12 protein-coding genes are annotated in these 18,556 nt (G+C 59.9%); 8 read left to right on the top strand and 4 right to left on the bottom strand.

Translation table 11 applies throughout. The features are described 5' to 3' along the window. The first annotated feature begins 256 nt into the window (after positions 1-256). The 3 genes from N4A58_RS20500 (at position 257) to N4A58_RS20490 (ending at position 3,696) form a co-directional block, all read left to right on the top strand. A complete protein-coding gene (locus N4A58_RS20500; protein ID WP_293713226.1) occupies positions 257-739 on the top strand; it encodes an Lrp/AsnC family transcriptional regulator in 483 nt (160 codons plus the stop codon). A gap of 115 nt (positions 740-854) precedes the next feature. Then, a complete protein-coding gene (locus N4A58_RS20495; protein WP_293713224.1) occupies positions 855-2,312 on the top strand; it encodes an NAD-dependent succinate-semialdehyde dehydrogenase in 1,458 nt (485 codons plus the stop codon). Between the two features lie 13 nt (positions 2,313-2,325). After that, positions 2,326-3,696 (top strand): aspartate aminotransferase family protein, encoded by a 1,371-nt coding sequence (locus N4A58_RS20490; protein ID WP_293713222.1) that lies wholly within the window; start codon positions 2,326-2,328, stop codon positions 3,694-3,696. 71 nt (positions 3,697-3,767) lie between these two features. Here the strand turns inward: N4A58_RS20490 and N4A58_RS20485 are convergent, their stop codons facing one another. Together N4A58_RS20485 and N4A58_RS20480 are read right to left on the bottom strand one after the other, a co-directional pair. After that, positions 3,768-5,057 (bottom strand): O-acetylhomoserine aminocarboxypropyltransferase/cysteine synthase family protein, encoded by a 1,290-nt coding sequence (locus N4A58_RS20485; RefSeq protein WP_293713221.1) that lies wholly within the window; start codon positions 5,055-5,057, stop codon positions 3,768-3,770. A gap of 107 nt (positions 5,058-5,164) precedes the next feature. Then, complete coding sequence (locus N4A58_RS20480; protein ID WP_293713219.1) at positions 5,165-6,847, bottom strand: OmpA family protein; 1,683 nt, start codon at positions 6,845-6,847, stop codon at positions 5,165-5,167. A 457-nt stretch (positions 6,848-7,304) separates the two neighbouring features. Between N4A58_RS20480 and N4A58_RS20475 the strand changes: the two genes are divergently transcribed. The 3 genes from N4A58_RS20475 (at position 7,305) to N4A58_RS20465 (ending at position 10,432) form a co-directional block, all read left to right on the top strand. Further along, a complete protein-coding gene (locus tag N4A58_RS20475) occupies positions 7,305-8,072 on the top strand; it encodes a hypothetical protein (RefSeq protein ID WP_293713218.1) in 768 nt (255 codons plus the stop codon). Between the two features lie 69 nt (positions 8,073-8,141). After that, positions 8,142-9,353, top strand: coding sequence for a multidrug effflux MFS transporter (locus N4A58_RS20470; RefSeq protein ID WP_293713216.1), 1,212 nt, complete (start codon positions 8,142-8,144; stop codon positions 9,351-9,353). Between the two features lie 80 nt (positions 9,354-9,433). After that, the gene (locus N4A58_RS20465) at positions 9,434-10,432 is read left to right on the top strand and encodes an aldo/keto reductase (protein WP_293713214.1); all 999 of its coding nucleotides are present in this window, start codon (positions 9,434-9,436) and stop codon (positions 10,430-10,432) included. A gap of 100 nt (positions 10,433-10,532) precedes the next feature. On the opposite strand, the gene N4A58_RS20460 is transcribed toward N4A58_RS20465, so the two are convergent. Further along, complete coding sequence (locus N4A58_RS20460; RefSeq protein WP_293713212.1) at positions 10,533-11,414, bottom strand: epimerase; 882 nt, start codon at positions 11,412-11,414, stop codon at positions 10,533-10,535. Positions 11,415-11,508: 94 nt separating this feature from the next. Here N4A58_RS20460 and N4A58_RS20455 point away from each other — a divergent pair, with 94 nt between their 5' ends. Together N4A58_RS20455 and N4A58_RS20450 are read left to right on the top strand one after the other, a co-directional pair. Beyond that, positions 11,509-12,423: a LysR family transcriptional regulator gene (locus N4A58_RS20455; protein ID WP_293713210.1), complete on the top strand. Its 915-nt coding sequence runs from the start codon at positions 11,509-11,511 to the stop codon at positions 12,421-12,423. Between the two features lie 125 nt (positions 12,424-12,548). Further along, positions 12,549-16,169 carry a M10 family metallopeptidase C-terminal domain-containing protein gene (locus N4A58_RS20450; protein ID WP_293713208.1) on the top strand — a complete coding sequence of 1,207 codons (3,621 nt, stop codon included), beginning with the start codon at positions 12,549-12,551 and terminating at the stop codon, positions 16,167-16,169. A gap of 45 nt (positions 16,170-16,214) precedes the next feature. On the opposite strand, the gene N4A58_RS20445 is transcribed toward N4A58_RS20450, so the two are convergent. Beyond that, positions 16,215-18,266, bottom strand: a complete 2,052-nt coding sequence (locus N4A58_RS20445) for a Hint domain-containing protein (RefSeq protein WP_293713206.1) — start codon at positions 18,264-18,266, stop codon at positions 16,215-16,217. Between the last annotated feature and the right edge of the window lie 290 nt (positions 18,267-18,556).

Raw genomic sequence — 18,556 nt, 5'->3', positions numbered from 1 at the left:
CGTTTTGGCAGAGCCAAAAACAGGGCGGGGCATCGCGCCAGAGGTGTCCCAAGGTGGCCTTGCCTGATCGGGTCAGGCGGTCGGGCTTGGTCTCGGTCGGGACCAAATCGGCCCGCCGGTCATGCGATAGCGCGATCCTGTCAATCTCATGAACGCTCGGCAAGTGGGAGAGATGAAAATTCTGGGCCCGCCCATACGGAAGGACAGATTATGTCTTGGATTGACAAATCCTTGCGCCTCGCGGAACAACCTGTGCATGGATCGCACCCGCCTTGATGACCGTGATATCGCCATTCTAGCCACCCTCAGCCGAGAGGGCCGGATCGCCAAAACCGAATTGGCGGCGCGGGTGAACCTGTCGCCGACGCCATGCTGGGAACGGATGAAGCGTCTGGAAAAGGCGGGCCTGATCCGTGGCTACCGCGCCGAAATCGACCTAGAGGCGTTGGGCCCACACGTGCAGGTCTTTGTCACGGTCGAGCTCGAAAGCCACAAGGCAGAGAGTTTTCAACTGTTCGAACGCACTGTGGGCCGGATGGACGCAGTGACGGGCTGTTGGGCGATCGGTGGCGGCTATGACTACCTGATGCAGCTGGTCACGACAGATGTCGCCACTTTCCAAGAGCTTATGGACGGTCTGCTGGAAAGCCGCGCGGGTGTGCGCCGCTACTACAGCTATATCGTGACCAAGCCCATCAAGGCCGATCCGCCAGCTATGGGACTCTTGCGCGGGGACTAGAGATTTCCTCTGGCCAAGGCCGCGGGAAAAGAGAACCTCTCTGCCGTTTTCACTTAGAACAGCGAAAACCTCTCTCTGGGGCGGTCTAGGGTGGTGGTGAAAGGAGACCACAGCCATGACCGAGATGTCGAAGCGTTTGACGCCATGGATTACTGACGCGGCCCTCCTGCGCGGGAACGGAGATTTCGCAGGGCAGGGGCGGCTGGCCGTCCGCGACCCCGCCACAGGTGATCTTGTGGCGCAGGTCGCTCTAAGCGACGCCACTGGGGCCCGTGCTGCCGTGGATGCCGCCGATGAGGCTTTTGGCGATTGGGCGGGGATGCTGCCGCAAGATCGCGCCACCTTGCTGCACCGTTGGCACGACCTGATCCTCGATGCCAAAGAGGATTTGGCCCAGATCATGGTCGCCGAGCAGGGCAAACCGATCAGCGAAGCGCGGGGCGAGATTGACTACGCTGCTAGCTTTGTCCGGTTCTATGCCGAAGAGGCCCTGCGCCCGAATATCGAGGGCGTCACCAGCCATCTGCCCGACGCAGAGATGGAGCTGTGGCGCGAACCCGTGGGCGTGGCCGCGCTGATTACGCCGTGGAACTTCCCCAGCGCGATGATCACCCGCAAAGCCGCCGCCGCTTTGGCTGCGGGCTGCACGGTCATCATCCACCCCTCTGCCGAAACGCCGCTGTCCGCGTTAGCTCTGGCGGAACTGGCCCGCCGCGCAGGCTTCCCCGTTGGGGTCATGAGCACTGTAGTGGGCGACGCCGCGACCATAGTGGGTGAGTGGACCGCCGACGCACGGGTGCGGGCGCTGTCTTTTACTGGGTCAACCGAAGTCGGCAAACTGCTCTATCGCCAGTCCGCAGATACGGTGAAACGTCTGGTGCTGGAATTGGGCGGCCACGCGCCGTTCATCGTCTTTGATGACGCTGATCTGGACCGCGCGGTCACTGAAGCTGTCAAAGCCAAGTTCGCGACCTCTGGTCAGGATTGCCTAGGGGCCAACCGCATATACGTGCAGCGCGAGGTTTACGCAGAGTTTTGCGCACGTTTCACCCAAGCGGTCCAAGCCCTGACCATGGGCAGCGGGCAGAACGACCCCGATATCGGACCGTTAATCAACGAAAAGGCGATCCAGAAGCAGGTCGAGCAAGTCACCGATGCACTTGCCAACGGTGCCAAAGTGCTGACCGGCGGCGCTGTGGACGAGAGCCTTGGCCCGCTGTTTTTCCAGCCGACGGTGCTGGCCGATGTGCCCGACACCGCAGCGATCATGAGCGAAGAGAACTTCGGCCCCGTGGCGCCGGTCACCGCCTTTGACACTGAAGAAGAGGTGATCCAGCGCGCCAATGCCACGGAATACGGGCTGGTCGCTTATGTGCACAGTCTTGACCCGCGCCGCATCTACCGCCTGACCCGCGCCCTGCAATTTGGCATGGTGGCGGTCAACCGGACCAAGGTGACGGGCGCGCCGATCCCTTTTGGCGGGGTCAAACAATCCGGTCTGGGGCGCGAAGGTGCGCGCCAAGGCCTCGAAGCATTCACTGACATTAAATACGTCTGCCGCGATTGGGGCTGACAGGAGAGGACCTATGCTAAGAAACGATATGCTCGAACAGTGGGATCGCGAAAACTTCTTCCATCCCTCGACCCATCTGGGCCAGTTTGCCCGAGGCGAGGCGCCCCAGCGCGTGATCAAAACTGCAACCGGCTGCCATATCGAGGACCGTGACGGCACCAAACTGCTGGACGCTTTTGCGGGCCTGTACTGCGTGAACGTGGGCTATGGTCGCACGGATATCGCTGATGCGATTGCCGATCAGGCGCGCGAATTGGCCTATTACCACTCGTATGTGGGCCACGGGACCGAAGCCAGCATCACTCTGGCCAAAATGGTTCTGGACCGCGCGCCCGACCACATGTCCAAGGTGTACTTCGGCATGTCCGGCTCTGATGCGAACGAGACCAACATCAAGCTGGTCTGGTACTACAACAACATCCTTGGCCGCCCCGAGAAGAAGAAGATCATCTCGCGTTGGCGCGGCTACCACGGGTCGGGTCTGATGACTGGCTCGCTGACGGGTCTGGAACTGTTCCACAAGAAGTTCGACCTGCCGCTGACCCAAGTCATCCACACCGAGGCGCCGTATTACTATCGACGCAACGATGTTTCGATGACCGAAGAGCAGTTCGTGGCCCATTGCGCTGCCGAACTGGAGGCGCTGATCGAGCGCGAGGGCGCGGACACCATCGCGGCCTTTATCGGCGAGCCTGTTCTGGGCACCGGCGGCATCGTGCCCCCGCCCGCAGGCTATTGGGAGGCGATCCAGCCGATCCTGCAAAAGCATGACATCCTGCTGATCGCGGATGAGGTCGTCACCGGTTTTGGCCGTTTGGGCAGCATGTTCGGCTCGCTTCACTACGATCTGAAGCCTGACCTGATCACCATCGCCAAGGGTCTGACCTCGGCCTACGCGCCGCTGTCTGGTTCGATCGTCAGCGACAAGATGTGGAAAGTGCTGGAGCAGGGCACCGACGAAAACGGCCCCATCGGCCACGGCTGGACCTACTCGGCGCACCCCATTGGCGCAGCGGCGGGTGTCGCCAACCTAAAGCTGATCGACGAGCTGAACCTTGTGCAGGCGGCAGGTGAGAATGGCGCTTACTTCCAGGCGGCTCTGCGGAATGCTCTGTCCGAGCATGCAAATGTCGGCGAAATCCGCGGCGAGGGCATGATGGCCGCGATCGAGTTCGTCGCAGACCGCGACAGCCGCACCTTCTTTGATGCATCAGAGAAAGTCGGGCCCGGCGTTGCTGCAGCGCTGCTGGAGCAGGGCGTGATCGGCCGCGCGATGCCGCAGGGCGATATCCTTGGCTTTGCGCCGCCGTTCTGCCTGGCACAGGCCGAGGCGGACGAGGTGGCCGAGAAGACCGCTAAAGCCGTCGCAAAGGTTCTGGGATAACGTCCCACCGGTGGTAACAAAAGAAGCGCGGTCTCAATCGGGGCCGCGCTTCTTTTGCGTCAGGGCAGGGATCAGGCCGTTGCTTTGGCCAGACCCTGATCCAGATCGGCGATAATGTCCTCGACCTCTTCGATCCCGATCGAGATGCGGACCACATTCGGGGCCGCGCCCGCTTTGATCTGTTGCTCTTCTTCCAGCTGGCGGTGGGTGGTCGATGCCGGATGGATGATCAGGCTGCGCGTATCCCCAAGGTTCGCCACGTGGCTGAACAGGTTCAGGCTATCCACCAGCTTGACGCAGGCGTCATAGCCGCCTTTGACCGCCACGGTGAACAGTGCGCCTGCGCCTTTGGGCACGATCCGCTGCGCCTTTTCATACGAGGGCGAGGACGGCAGGCCAGCAAAGGTCACGCCTTCGACGCGAGGATCTTTTTCCAGCCATTCTGCCACGGCCTTGGCGTTTTCGATGTGGCGCTGCATCCGCAGACCCAGCGTTTCGATGCCCATCAGCGTGTAGTGCGCGCCCTGCGGGTTCATAGTCATGCCCAGATCGCGCAGACCCACGGCAATCGAGTGGAATGTGAACGCCATCGGCCCCAGCGCCTCGTGGAACTTCAGGCCGTGGTAGGCAGGCTCGGGCGCGGAGAGCGAGGGGAATTTGTCCGATGCGGACCAGTCGAATTTTCCTGAGTCCACGACCACGCCGCCGGTCACTGTGCCGTTGCCGGTCATGTATTTGGTGGCCGAGTGCACCACCAACGTCGCGCCATGGTCGATGGGGCGGCAGAGGTAGGGTGTCGCTGTGGTGTTGTCGACGATCAGGGGAATGCCAGCCTCGTCCGCGATTTTCGCCATCGCGTCCAGATCGGTCACATACCCGCCGGGGTTTGCGATGGTCTCGCAGAACAGGGCGCGGGTGTCTTCGTTGATGGCCGCCTTGATGGCATCCAGATCGTTGGTGTCCACGAAAGTGGCCGACCAGCCAAAGCGTTTGATCGTCTGGCTGAACTGGGTGATCGTGCCGCCGTACAGGCGCGAGGACGCGACCACATTGCAGCCCGGACCCATCAGCGGAAACAGTGCCATAATCTGTGCAGCATGCCCCGACGAGCAGCAAATCGCACCTGCGCCGCCCTCGAGCGCTGCGACGCGGTTGGCCAGCGCCGACACGGTCGGGTTGGTCAGGCGCGAGTAGATGTAGCCGACTTCTTCTAGGTTGAAGAGACGCGCTGCGTGCTCTGCGTCGCGAAAGACATAGGATGTGGATTGGTAGATGGGAACTTGGCGTGCGCCGGTGGCCGGATCAGGCTCTGTGCCCGCGTGGACGGCGAGAGTGCCGAATCCCAAAGATTGCTCGCTCATGATGACTCCTCCTCATTTCACGCGGAGCCTAGAACAATGAGAGGAGGACCATCAATGGGATTTCATAGGTATCGGTGGTGCCCCTAGAAATTCCGGGGGCAGCCAGCTTAGTCGGCTTGTGCCGTGCGCAGCAGATCCGTGATCCGGCGAACAGTCGCGCGGCGGTTGCGCTCTTCGGCCTCTAGGGTTTCGACCTTCAGATACTCTTCGCCATACCCTTGGACCACGAGGTTCTCTGGCGGTACCTCAAAGTATTCAGTCAATGCCAGAGCCAGCGACTCCGCTCGGCGGTCCGACAGCGCCAAGTTAAACGCGCCATTGCCGACCGCGTCCGTATGCCCTTCGACAAGGAAAATCTCGCGCGGGTTTTCGGCAATACGGTCACGGATCGCGGTGCCCAATTCAGAGAGGGCTTCGGCCTGCTCGGGACGGATTGCTGCCGACCCGCTGGCAAAGGTTACATTCTCGACCGCAACCGAAGGGGCCAGTGCACGCACCTGCGAAATCTGGCGGATCTGACTGAGGCTAAAGCTGCGATCGGTTTGCGCCTGTTGGGCAAGAGCCGCCCGCAGGGCGTCCTGATCATCCGTGGTAATGCTATCGTTCACATCGGCTTCGGGCAGCTCGGTCACCTCGACGGGCGCGGTTTCGCGGCTGTCGTCGACCAGCACATAGCGGTCACCGTTTGGCTCGACCCGCTCTCGGCGGACGATACGCTTTTGGCTGTCGTAAATGGTGATGATCTGCGTCCCGTCCTCGCGGGTCGATATGGTGCGGCTGGAGCCGTCGTCGTAGGTCTGCGTACGAACCGTGGTGCCGGGCTGACGGAGCAGGGCGCCATCATCCTTGATCACGCGGTAGCTGCCGTCGGGTTGTTCCAGCACAACGCGGTCGCCTGAATTCGATGCCACTTGGCTGCCGTTCTTCAGGATCGACCCGACGGCCAGCGCGGCAAGGCCAGCCAGTGCGGCTTTCTCGAAGTTGGTCATGCCCTCTTCATCAGCCTCGTCATCATCGTTGTTGGCATCTTGGCTGACGCGTGTGTTGAAGTCTTCGTCCGAGCTGCGGGCCGTGACCTGAGTGATGGTCTCTTCGGTCGCTTCGGCGTCCATGTCAGCGTTGTCCGCATCGGCCAAGGCCGCTGCAGTCGACGCGCCGCCCTCTTCTTCGGTGGCGAGCGATTGCTCTAGCGCCGCTTCTGCTTCAGCTTGCTTCTGGGCTCTGCGGGCCTGACGCTCTTCTTTGGTCAGTTTGTTCTTTTTCTTGGCTTTCTTTTCAGCCTTGGCTGCCTTTTGGGCGTCAGCCTCGGCCTGGGCGGCTTTGGGTGCGGGGTCAGCTTCTGCTTCTGCTGTTGACGCGTTGGCTTCCGCTACGCCCTGCGCATCGGCTTCCGCAGCTGCTTCTGGCGCGTTTTCCGCTGTTTCGGGCGCGACCTCTGTCTGCGTTTCGGCTTCGACCGAAGCAGTAGACTCAGCCTCGTTTTCGGCCCTCACGTCTGCGTTGGCCTCAGCCTCAACTTCGGCGGCCTGAGTTGGTTCGGTCTGCTCTTCAGCCTCGGCTTCTGCAGCTTGTTCCGGATCACCGTTTTGCAGCGCCTCGAATTGTGAGGTCAGCAAATCGGTGTAACATTGTCCTTCGTCGCCGGTCTCTGCGATGCAGGCTTCGACCTGTTCGCGAATGTCGTCGGGGACATCGTTCAAATCCAAAGCCTCTTGCTGGGCAATGCCGTGCTGGGGGATCGACATGCTGAGCGCCAGAACAAGCGCCGTCGAATTCTTAAAGGTTTTCAAAATACGTCTCCCTAACCAATTGCGGCGTCGCCGCGCGTTGGGGCCTCAACCCTTTCAACGGGCCGAGGTTCCTCAGGGCTCGGAATGCGTGTGGTGTGTTTTGCCCGTTTTGCGTGCAGAAATCGGGGGTATCTGAGCGTCCGCTTGCGCGCGGCTCGGCAGATTGTCCTGTAAGTTCAGATCACTAGAGGTGCACTGGCAATTGTCCGCCGCCTCGCAACTTTGCGTCTGGCGACCGTTGCAATAAAAGACTGAGATTTGTCGTGCTGTTTCAGCGCGTCTGCCGCAATTCGGATATAACCTGTTCTTCCACGTCAGCGCGATATCGCGAGCAATTCAGCTAACGCGGCTGTGATTAGACAGGGGCCGTGAAAGGCAGTTTGGCTGCGGTGCCGATCACATCCAATCCCGCGATTCCGGTTAGCAGGCCTTCTGTTCTCTTTGTCTGAGAGTTTTCATGAGACCCATCCTTCTTGGCTCCTTATTCGCGGTCGCCCTAGGCTCCAGCGCGGCGGCAGAACTGTGTGACTACCGCCCAAGCGCGCTTGTCGGTGCAGGGGCCTCTGTGGCCAAACAGCACTCTGGAGCGGCACTGCAAACGGCTGGCTCTGCGGCCAAGGCTGCGGGCTTTTATACCCTAACTCAAGTTGTCTCCGGCGGCACAGTCACGGCGGCTGGCGCCGCCGGAGCGGGGGCTGCAGCGACAGGCACGACGGGTGTCTTGGGCAGCATGGGCGGCGTTGCGGCGGTCTTGACCGCGCCAGCGACAATCATCGGTGCTGCGATCGTGGGCGGGGGCAGTCTGATTTACGAGGGCTACTGCTATTATGCCGTGGATGATCGTCGCACATCACCCGAAGAGGTGCTGCCCGTGTTGCAGAACTTGTCGGAGAATGCGGATCCGGATTTTCTGCGCGTGGTCGACCTGACCGTTGCAGCAGAGCAGATGGATGCCTCCGTCACTCCCGAGGATCTGGAAACAGGCGAAACGCATCTGCTGAAGCTGGCCAAAAGTTGGAACACCCATGGCCGCCCGATGACATGGACCAGTTATCGGGTCTCGCGCCTGTATATCGTGAATGGTCAGCTGCGGTACAAGGACTTTGGGCGCGACACGCGGATCGGGGATCTGGGCTTTGTGATCCCGCAGCCAGAGGACGCGCCTGCCACATTGCCAGAGACCCCTAGAGAGCCGGCGCATGCTAATCCCGCAACATCGGACTAGCATAAACTGGCTCGTGGAACGGAGCGAAAGTGGTTCGGTTTTCGCGGCGCATATGCTCTAACCCGCCATATGAACCAAGCTGTATGGCGGGAACGCCTTGTCCTCTATGCGCTTCTGACCTCGCTGACCGCGCTCAGCATCGATGCGTTGCTTCCCGCGCTGCGGCTGATCGAGGCAGAGCTTCCCCCGACCGCAATGCTTGATCAGCATCATGTCGTGTCTTTGTTTATCTTTGGCATGGTCTTTGGCGAGCTTTGCTTGGGGCCGATTTCCGACGCGATGGGTCGCAAGCCCGCGCTTGTCGGGGGGCTGGTGCTGTATGGCTGCGGAACGCTGATATGCCTGTGGGCCGGATCGCTGGAATGGCTGATCCTTGGCCGTATCCTCCAAGGAGCAGGGGTTTCTGGCCCCAAAATCGCGACGCGTGCAATGATCCGTGACCAGTATCAAGGCGATGCCATGGCGCGGGTTATGTCGTTTCTGTTCACGCTTTTCATCCTCGTGCCTATGGTCGCCCCTGCTGTCGGGCAATGGATCGCGGGCAGCTTTGGCTGGCGGATGATCTTTGGCGGATACCTTGTCACCGCTCTGCTGCTTGGCGGCTGGCTGGCGCTGCGCCACCCCGAAACCCTGACGCCCGAGCGCCGTGTACCGCTGTCGGTACGGCGATTGGGGCGCAATGCGTTCCGGATTTTGGGCTGTGCCCGAGTGAGCCTGTTGATCGTCGCGACGGGATTGGTCTTTGGCGCGCAACTCACGTTCCTGAGCCTTGCCGCTGATGTCTTCGCGGATGTCTATGGGATCACCCATGGTTTCCCCTACCTCTTCGCGGGACTGGCTGCGGGCATCGGCCTTGCGTCTTTTCTGAATGGCAGACTGGTCCAGCGATTTGGCTCCGATGCGATGGCCCGTGCGGGGTTCATCGGGCTAACCCTGTCTGGGGCCACCATGACGAGTGCGGCTCTGGTTTCGCAGGGCCACCCGCCACTTTGGCTCTTCCTGAGTGCCGGCTTTGCGGCGTTCTTTGCCATCGGCATCCTGTTCGGCAACTTGAACGCCATGGCGATGTTGGATTTGGGGCAGGTCGCGGGGCTGGGGGCATCGCTGATCGCCTCGCTCTCCAGTCTCGTGGCCACGGGCGTCGCCCTCGCGGCTTCGGCGTTTTACGCTGGCACGGTCACACCCATGGGCAGTGCGATCCTGTGTACCGGAGCTGCCGCCTTGCTGCTGTCAGAAATCGCGGCGCGTCGTCCCCGCCGCGCTCCGGTCCCCGCACAGTAGAACTAGCGCATTTTTCCGTTGATCCGGCGCGGGATAGAGTATTCGTTAAGGGCAAATTCGAGCCTTGAAAGGAATTAGAAATGGAACGTCGCTCCCTAGGTCATACCGGCAAAATGGTGTCCAGCATTGGCCTAGGCGGCATGAGCTTTTCCGATTTCTACGGCCCAACCGACCAGGCGGAGTCCTTCGAGGTGATGGAACTGGCGCTAGAGCTTGGCATCAACCACATCGACACCTCGAACATCTACGGAATGGGGCGGTCCGAGACGGTGATCGGCCAGTTTCTCAAGGCCAACGGCGGCGACAGCCCTTTTGTCATTGCGACCAAGGCGGGCATCACCAGCAATCCCGACACGGGCGAGCGCTGCTTTGATAACTCAGAGCAGCACTTGCGCACCCAACTCGAAGGCAGCCTCAAAAGATTGGGACTTGAACAGGTAGATCTCTTCTACGTGCACCGCCGCCAACACAGCATCCCGATCGAAGAGGTCACCGAGACACTCGTTGCGCTGAAGAAAGAGGGCAAGATCGGAGGCTTCGGTTTCTCGGAAATTGCACCTTACTCCTTGCGAGACGCTGCTGCGGTGCATCCCGTTGATGCGGTTCAGAACGAATATTCGCTTTCGACGCGGCTGCCAGAGATGGGAATGAATCAGGAATGCGCGCGGATGGGGACGTCGATGGTCGCGTTTTCGCCGGTTGGTCGTGGGCTGCTCACTGACACCCCGCCCGATGCGGCGCGTGCTGCGGGCAACCCATTCCTTGGGGTGAATCCGCGCTTCACAGGCGAAAACCTGAACCGCAATCTTGAACGCGCGGCCGCCTTTGCCAAGCTCGCGGCGGAAATGGGCGTCAGTACGGCTGGCCTCGCCAACGGCTGGGTCTTGGCCCAAGGACCTCAAATCCTGTCCATCCCGGGCACCCGCTCGACAGGCCACCTGCGCCAACTGGTCGAAGGCGCGCATTTGCAGCTGACCGACAGCGATTTCGCCCGCATAGAAGAGGTCCTGCCCGTTGGTTGGGCCGCAGGCGATCGCTACTCCGAAGCGCAGAACCTCGGGCCAGAGCGCTACTGCTGACCGCACGGCTCCTCGCGTCACGGCTTCTTTTTGCCCAAAATACGCATGTCGGGTGCGTGCCCGGGGCGAGGCCCCACATGCCTCGCCCCGGGCACGCAGGTCAGGCGCCCCGAGGGCGCTTTGCCGGTCCCAATCCAGCGCGCATGACTGTTGCTAAATTCGTGTTCCGAAAGTTAGGTAGCAGAGCCGAGAGTTTACTCTGGTCCAAACCATGGGGCGTCGCCCACAGGTACCGCATCTCTAGAAGTTCCCGCGCCATTTCCCAGACTGGCGCGGCCAATCGCATCTGCCACCAGCCGAATTCCTTGATCCGTAGCGGGCGCCCGAGGGCCTCTGATAGGGTGTCGGCGAGTTCCGTGACCGTGAAATTTGCACCACCAAGGCCGACGTCTGTCCAAACAGGCAACGTGGATCGCTTTTCGGCCAGCCCGACCGCACATCGCGCCCAATCAGGCAGATAGGCATAGGCATGTAGCGTGTCTGGCGGACCAAGAGAGGTGACGACACCGCGGCCCAGTCCGCGCAAGTGCACGTGGCTCATCAGATCGGTATCGCCAGCGGTCCCAGAGATGAAGTCACCAGCCCGTAGAAGGATCGTCTGCACACCTGATGCCGCATAGGTTTGCTCCATCTCTTCGCGGATGCGGCCCTTGCGACTGACAGGGCGATGAGGTGTGGTTTCCGACCAGAGGCCGGGCGTGTCGCCGAACACATAGACGTTGCCCGGGACGATCACACTGGCGCCCGACGATCGGGCTGCATCCAGCACTTGTGCAGTGATCTGCGGGATCAGTTTTGCCCAATTGTGATAGTTCGGCGGGTTCAGCCCGTTCACGATGACCTGCGCGCCCTCTGCTTGGCGGACCATGTCTCCGGCGCGCCGCTGATATGGGCGCACTGTCCATCCCGCTGCGCCGAACGCCGCTGCCGCGTGGCGCCCGATTTTGCCTGAGGCCCCTAGTATTAGCACTGTCTCGTTCATCATCTTCTCCCGAGTGCGTCGATGAGTAGGAGCTTTGGACATTCTACTGTGAATGGGAATTGAATGAATTTGGGTATATGATATCCAATTATGAATGGATGTTTCACTCGACGACTTGGATTGGACCCTGCTGAAAGTCTTTGCCCGCGTAGCGCAAGCGGGCTCCTTGTCCGGTGCGGCACGGGCGATGGGGTCGTCGCAGCCAACGGTGGGCCGACAGGTGCATGCATTGGAGCAGGCGCTGGGGGTCGAGCTGTTCTATCGCCAGCCCCGGGGGCTGGCCCTGACCGAAGCAGGGCGGACTTTGCTGCCCCACGCAAAACGGATGGAGGACGCCGCCACGCAAATGCGGCTCGCCGCTGCAGGGGCGGAGCCTAGCTTGTCGGGCACGGTTCGCATCACGGCGTCTGTGGCAATCTCTCACTATGTGTTGCCCGCAGTCTTGGCGGATGTGCGGCGCAGTGCGCCGCATTTGCATATCGATCTCGTGCCCTCGGACCGGACGGAAAACCTGCTTTTCCGCGAGGCCGATATTGCCTTGCGCATGTATCGCCCGCGTCAGTTGGACATGATCACGCGCCATCTGGGGGATATCCCGATCGGAGCCTTTGCCGCGCGTCGCTATTTGGACCAAAGAGGGAGGCCCACCAGCCTAAGGGATCTGCGCGCTCACGACATGATCGGTTACGATCGCAGCGACCTGCTGTTGCGCGGCATGCGCGCCTTGGGGCTGGAGGCGACGCGGGACAGCTTTGCTCTGCGGACAGACAATCAATCGGTGTATTGGGAGATGGTGCGCGCAGGCTGCGGGATCGGGTTTGGGCAAGTATCATTGGGTGCGGCGGACCCGACGCTGGAACAAGTGCTCCCAGACCTGCCCGCGCCAGCTTTGCCTGTTTGGCTGACTGCACCAGAGGTGTTGCGTCACACGCCCAAGGTCGACCACGTTTGGCGCGCGCTCGAGCAAGCTATGTTGGCCCATATCGCGGGCCCGCCCACGGCGCCTTGAGGCGTCAATCAACGGGTTAGTGTGCCACGCCAAAGATATTCACGTCCTCGCCACACGATTGTTTACCCTAGGTTAGCTTTTCTCAGAGGGGCAACGGTCTCAGCCCCATACGGGAGGGCGAAGAGATGGCAGAGGGTTCAATCGACGACATGGTCTACCAGTTGCGTCACGGCTACTGGGAATGGCGGGGGGGATTAGACGACCACTGGCGCAAATTCAACTTTGACGACGAAGGCTGGGCCTCGAAAGACGGCAAGCTCAAGGTTCATTTTGACGAAGATGATCCGATTTCCCGCGATATGAAGGACCTTGTGAAAGAGGCGTTTCGCTATGTTGCAGACATTTTGGACATCAAAGTCTCTTTCAAGGTTGCAGACGGAGATGACGGAGACGTCAACATTCACCGCGTTGATGACTGGGATTCGTTCTTTGGCGGGACAGAATATGCCGCGGCCTCTGCGGATCTGGGTTTGAGCCTTATTCTCACTGATCGCGACCACTACCAGTACTATCCAGACATCAGCTTCGATAATTCGAAATTTAATTTCGACAACCCTGGTGACGTGATTGATCACAGGACGACGTTTATCCACGAACTCAGCCATCTGCTCGGACTTGGGCATTTGGGAGATTATAACGGGGGCTCGCAGACCGAGAGCGATCTGGTGTTTGACAACGACAGCCGTGGCTATTCACTGATGTCCTATGTGGCACCGAATGAGTACGAGACGGGGCGCTTCCACTTTAACGGCAAGCCGTGGACCTATCGCGAGGTGGATCTGGTTGCGCTGGACGTGCATTACGGCCGCGAGCTCAGCATGGAAGAGCGCGCCACCCAGTGGGGCTTTGACGGGACCGTTTCGCATGATTTCATCAACGAGAATTTTGATATCGTAGAACAAAACCATGCCGCGGGTGGAAGCTATGCGCCGGCTCTGACAATCATCGATACGGGCGGCAAGGATACTCTGAATCTGCGCTCGTCTTTGATTGATTTGGCCGTGCGTTTGGATCTGACGCCGGGGTCGTATTCCGACATTCTGACGGGCAAGGATAATCTGTTTATCCATAGCAGTTCGGTCATCGAAAATGTCTACAGCGATGACGCCAAGGACCATATCACTGGCAATAATGCCAAGAACGAGGTTTTTGCGGGCGGTGGAAACGATACCGTCACGGGTGGCGCGGGCCGCGACACTCTGCGGGGCGAAGACGGTGACGATAGCCTAGAGGGGGAGGGCGGTAACGACACACTGCTCGGCGGCGCGGGTCAGGACACCCTGATTGGCGGTGGCGGCAAAGACCATCTTTATGGCGGAGACGACGCTGATGAGTTGCGCGGAAATTCGGGCAAAGACACGCTAGATGGGGCGGACGGCTTCGACACCCTGTACGGTGATGCGGGGCGCGACTACCTGTATCTTGGGGATGGCGGCGTGTTCGCGGGTGGTATCCACAACGACACCTTCGCGGTCAACGAGGTTGGCGCCTTCACTTATGAAGTCATGGGAGAGGGCGGCAATCGCGACACTCTGAGCTTCGTCACGAGCGGCGCTTTCGGGTTCGGGCTGGATTTGGAAAACGGTCTGCTCGAAGATTTGGGAACGGGGACGAGCTCCGCGATCACCTTGACCGGAATAGAGCGTATCTTGGGATCGCGCGTGGATGACACGCTGTTTATTGCATCGGTTTCCGGCAATGATCTGGATTACGTCGATGCTCGCGGCGGGAGTGACCTAGTCTATGTCCGCACGAACGAGACCAGGGTCACTGGCGGGGATCAGGACGATACGCTTTGGGTGCAGGCGGACGGCGCTGGGGTGTTGGGCGGACGGCACAACGATCAGGTCTATATCGACGGGGTTCACGCTGTTGCCGACGGTGAACGCGGGCAAGATACGCTGACGTTTCAGGCGGATACCTACACAATGGTCGCCGTGGACGCCCATCATGCGCTTTATGGGTACGACGTCTCTTTGACCGCGCTGAGCGAAGAGGAGTCCGGTGCGTTTTCGCGGTTCGAGCGGATCGAGGTCGAAAGTACACTCCAGCTCAACTTCTATGGATCACGCCGCGGCGACCTTGTGGCGGGCGGGGATCAGGATGACTCTTTGCAGGGGGTTCGTGGGAATGACACGTTCTATGGCGGCGACGGGGCTGATACGCTTGAGGGCGGCACGGGAAACGACAGCCTCTTTGGTGACGCAGGCAAAGATACCTTAATCGGCGGGGCAGGGTCGGACACCTTGTTCGGCGGAGAGGGGGCCGACCGCATTGAAACCGGCGATGGCAACGATTGCGCCGAGGGCGGCACGGGCAATGACACGGTCATCTGCGGCGATGGCTTTGAACAGATCCTTGGCCAAGAGGGGGATGACCTATTCCTGGTCGAGGTTGGCGAAAAGCAGATCAACGGCGGACAGGACGAAGACACCCTAGAGTTTATCGGCAAGTCTGACCGGATCGTCGACTTGGGCCAACAGAAATATCAGGACGACTTTGGCCTGACGGTCGACTTCGTCAACATCGAGAATGTCATCACCAAAGAGGGTGACGATAGCATTACCGGAGACGCATCAGACAACCACTTCTGGTCGACCGGTGGCATGGACACCCTGAACGGTGGAGGCGGCGACGACACACTCGAAGGTGGGGCAGCGACGGATTTGGCCGCATTCATTTCTGGCGCTGCGGTTGCTGTGGACCTGTCTGCAGGGACCGCCGAAGGCGAGGGCTCTGATGTCCTGAGCGGGATCGAAAACATCACCACCGCGGGGGGTAATGACACGATCATTGGCGACGCTTCGGACAGTACTTTCCTTGCTTATGGCGGCGATGACAGTCTCTCTGGAGGTGGCGGCCGCGACCACATGTTCGGCGGGGCAGGCAATGATACCGTGCTCGCTGGCGACGGCGTGGACCATGTCTATGGCGAAGAGGGGTATGATACCCTTGGCTTTGACAGCAGCCTGAGCGGAGTCCGATTCAGCTTGGCCAATGTGGGGTCACAAGACACCGACGTTGGCTCTATCACCGCATCAGGGTTCGAGGCGTTGCGGGGCACCAATGGGGCTGACCACCTGACGGGCGATGCCGGGGATAACATCCTGTCCGGCGCAAACGGCAAAGATACCCTGATTGGCGGCAGCGGCAGCGACACCATCGATGGAGGCGCGGATGCAGATATCTTTGTCATGCGCGAGGGCGATGGGGACGACAGCTATGTTGGTGGCGCGGGGTTGGATTGGCTTGACTTCTCTTCCGGAGGCGCGGGTGTCACGTTCCGCTTGGCGCGAGGCAACGACGATCTGGGCACTTATGGCATGGATACCTGGAGCGGGGTCGAAAACGTCGTCGGCACCAAGTTCAACGACAGTCTCGTGGGCGATGCAGCGGGCAACGCTCTGTGGGGCCTCTTGGGCAACGATACGCTGGAAGGCGGCTTTGGAAATGACACCTTAGAGGGCGAAGATGGCGAGGATCAGCTGGTTGGCGGGGCAGACAACGACGTTCTGACGGGTGGCGAAAATGCCGATACCTTTCAGTTCAAGGTTGGGCACGGCCAAGATTTGATCACCGATTTCGACGGAGAGGAAGGAGACAAAATCGTGATCGCTGGTGCACAGGCTTATGAGTTCACGATCATCGATGGCCGCCTCAGCTTGCGGTATGGGGAGACGGACTGGATCAGTTTCAAGAATATCGAGGATCCAGATCAGATCGAACCCTTCGTGGAAATCCTGTAAAACGACGAAGGCCTGACAAAATGTCAGGCCTTTTAGCTTTTGTCGTTATGCGGCTGCTTCGGCGCGCCAGTTTGACATATCGATCATCTCGCGGGCGGTGGGTCCATAGGCGGCCTCGGCACATTCGCGGGTCTCTATCCCTTTGAATTCGGGGAAAACCCTGAGCAAGCTTTCCATCGCCTCGGGGCAGAGCGCGCGCAGCGCTTGCGGGCCGGGATACATGCTCTCGGTCGCGATGCCCTCGGAATAGATCAGTTCGTGCTTTTCGAACATGATGTGGTGGTAGGTGACACGCTTGCGGCCATGGGCGATGCGGACACCTGCCACGTTCATCTTGACCAACTGGATCGCCCGCGCGAGCAAGTCCTCTTCGGGCAAAAGGAAGGCATGCTGACGGGATACGACCAAGTCACGCTCTGCGCCAAAGACACGGGCGCTGACCACGATGGGGCGCAGCTTGGGGTTCTCGATCAGGGCCGCTTCGTCATAGTGCGATGTGCCGATCCACTTGATTGGCTGCGGGCCGCCATCCACCGTTTCGACCAGATCGCCGACCTGCAGCTCTTCGATCGGGCGGTCGCCATCGGGGGTGCGGATGCGGGTGCCGGTGGTAAAGCAAACCACGCCAGTGGTGTCCGTGGTAAAGTCGCTGGTGGACGCGCCCTGAAACACGATCCCGTCGCCGGGCTGAAACTGAGTGTTGTTCGAGTAATCCGCCGCGTTCGACTGGTTGAGAATGCCGTCATCCAAGAAGTCGGCACGCAGCTCGTTCATCGCGTCGTAGTAGGACGACAGATCGATGAAGTCGTTGTTTGTGCTGATCCCGTCGGTGATCGAACCGGTGTTGCCAAAGCCAAAGTCGGCAATGGTATCCATGCCTTCGCCAACGACGTAGTAGAAGGTGTCGTCGCCGTCGCCACCGATCATGCTGTCGTTGCCGAGACCGCCATAAAGGCCGTCGTTGCCCGCCCCCCCGATCAGGGTGTCGTTGCCCGCCTCTCCAATGAGCCAGTCATTGCCGTTCTCGCCGGCAAGATAGTCGTCACCGTCGCCGCCCCAAAGCGTATCGTTATCGTCGCCGCCGAGCAGGGTGTCGTTGCCGCCGTCGCCTGCGAGCAGGTCACTACCGGCCTCGCCAGCAATGGTGTCATTGCCGTCTCCGCCTCGAAGCTCATCGTTACCGTCACCGCCAAGGATCGAGTCGTCGCCGCCTTCGCCAAAAATTAGGTCATCGCCGCCCTCGCCATGGATGGTTTCAGAGACGGAGCCGGAATAGACGGTATCGTTGCCTTCGCCGGCATAGATCAGGTTAAAACCGTTGAGCTGGACCCCATCTTGGTCATCGATCAGGTCGTCGCCTGCGCCACCGTAAATCGTGTCGTTGCCATAACCATAGAAAATGGTGTCGTTGCCGTCGCCGCCGTAGATGACGTCATCGCCGTCGCCTGCTTCGATCAAGTCGCTGCCGCCGCCTCCGTCGACGGTGTCGTTGCCAGCGCCACTGATGATGACGTCAGAGTCGTGAGTGATCACGTCGCCATCCGCGTCGACATAGCCGACGCCCATGCTATCCGCGCCAGCCGTGCCATCTACGGGGCCAGCAAAACTCTGGTTTTCGCGGTACGCATGCATATCGCCGCCGTTGTCACCAGTATATCTGGTCACGGAGTTCAGGCTCAGCGATTGAATGGGCTTGTCTGTCAGCGCCTGCTGATCAGGATTGTCAGAGGTTTCTGGCGCGATAAAGGTGTGGCCAGTGGTGTCTTGGAAGACATAGGCAGTGATGGTGGCGGTCGTGCCATCGATATAGGTCAGCGTAATGCTGTATTCCGCGACGGCGTCAAAATTGTAAGGACCAGTTCCGTTGATCCTGAACCGGTCATAACCACCACCGTTGTCGACATCGTATGTGTCGTTGGCATCTTCGGTTAGGCGGTCAGCCGTCAGCTCGTAGGTATGGTCATACGCGGGGTCATTGCTGTCGTAATACGTCCCGAGGATGGCACCTGCGTTTTCGGCGGTTTCGTCACCTTGGACGCTGTCGATCAGGGCCAATTGGCCTAGGTACAGAACCTGGAACGTGGAAGAAACTGCCATGACACTCTCGCGGTTTACTCGATAACGGGCTGCTCCCGGTAATCTAGGGTCTGATTGAGGCAGGATTAAGTTATAATTACGTATATTATCCGCAATCGTTCCGCGCCGATCAAAGGATTACAACGTCTTTATCTTTGGTATTTAACATTAGTTTTTATTATGCGCGCTTGGATGTATCCGATGGTGTGTAAGTTTATTTTTAGGTTGATTTCTGTTTCTCGATAATGCCAATAACGGGTTTTGCCACAATTTCGCCCTCTTTCATGTTTTTGGGGAATCAGTGAGAATAC

Origin of the sequence: Donghicola sp., assembly GCF_025210255.1 — a bacterium.
Classification (GTDB): Bacteria; Pseudomonadota; Alphaproteobacteria; order Rhodobacterales; family Rhodobacteraceae; genus Donghicola; species Donghicola eburneus.
The sequence above is the reverse complement of the archived record's forward strand: the minus strand, read 5'-3'. Positions and strand labels throughout refer to the sequence as shown.

What these genes read in the sequence shown, in the direction of transcription:
- N4A58_RS20500 (WP_293713226.1), top strand. Translation starts at nt 257, where the DNA reads ATGGATCGCACCCGCCTTGATGACCGTGATATCGCCATTCTAGCCACC.
- N4A58_RS20495 (WP_293713224.1), top strand. Translation starts at nt 855, where the DNA reads ATGACCGAGATGTCGAAGCGTTTGACGCCATGGATTACTGACGCGGCC.
- N4A58_RS20490 (WP_293713222.1), top strand. Translation starts at nt 2,326, where the DNA reads ATGCTAAGAAACGATATGCTCGAACAGTGGGATCGCGAAAACTTCTTC.
- N4A58_RS20485 (WP_293713221.1), bottom strand. Translation starts at nt 5,057, where the DNA reads ATGAGCGAGCAATCTTTGGGATTCGGCACTCTCGCCGTCCACGCGGGC.
- N4A58_RS20475 (WP_293713218.1), top strand. Translation starts at nt 7,305, where the DNA reads ATGAGACCCATCCTTCTTGGCTCCTTATTCGCGGTCGCCCTAGGCTCC.
- N4A58_RS20470 (WP_293713216.1), top strand. Translation starts at nt 8,142, where the DNA reads ATGAACCAAGCTGTATGGCGGGAACGCCTTGTCCTCTATGCGCTTCTG.
- N4A58_RS20465 (WP_293713214.1), top strand. Translation starts at nt 9,434, where the DNA reads ATGGAACGTCGCTCCCTAGGTCATACCGGCAAAATGGTGTCCAGCATT.
- N4A58_RS20460 (WP_293713212.1), bottom strand. Translation starts at nt 11,414, where the DNA reads ATGAACGAGACAGTGCTAATACTAGGGGCCTCAGGCAAAATCGGGCGC.
- N4A58_RS20455 (WP_293713210.1), top strand. Translation starts at nt 11,509, where the DNA reads ATGGATGTTTCACTCGACGACTTGGATTGGACCCTGCTGAAAGTCTTT.
- N4A58_RS20450 (WP_293713208.1), top strand. Translation starts at nt 12,549, where the DNA reads ATGGCAGAGGGTTCAATCGACGACATGGTCTACCAGTTGCGTCACGGC.
- N4A58_RS20445 (WP_293713206.1), bottom strand. Translation starts at nt 18,266, where the DNA reads ATGGCAGTTTCTTCCACGTTCCAGGTTCTGTACCTAGGCCAATTGGCC.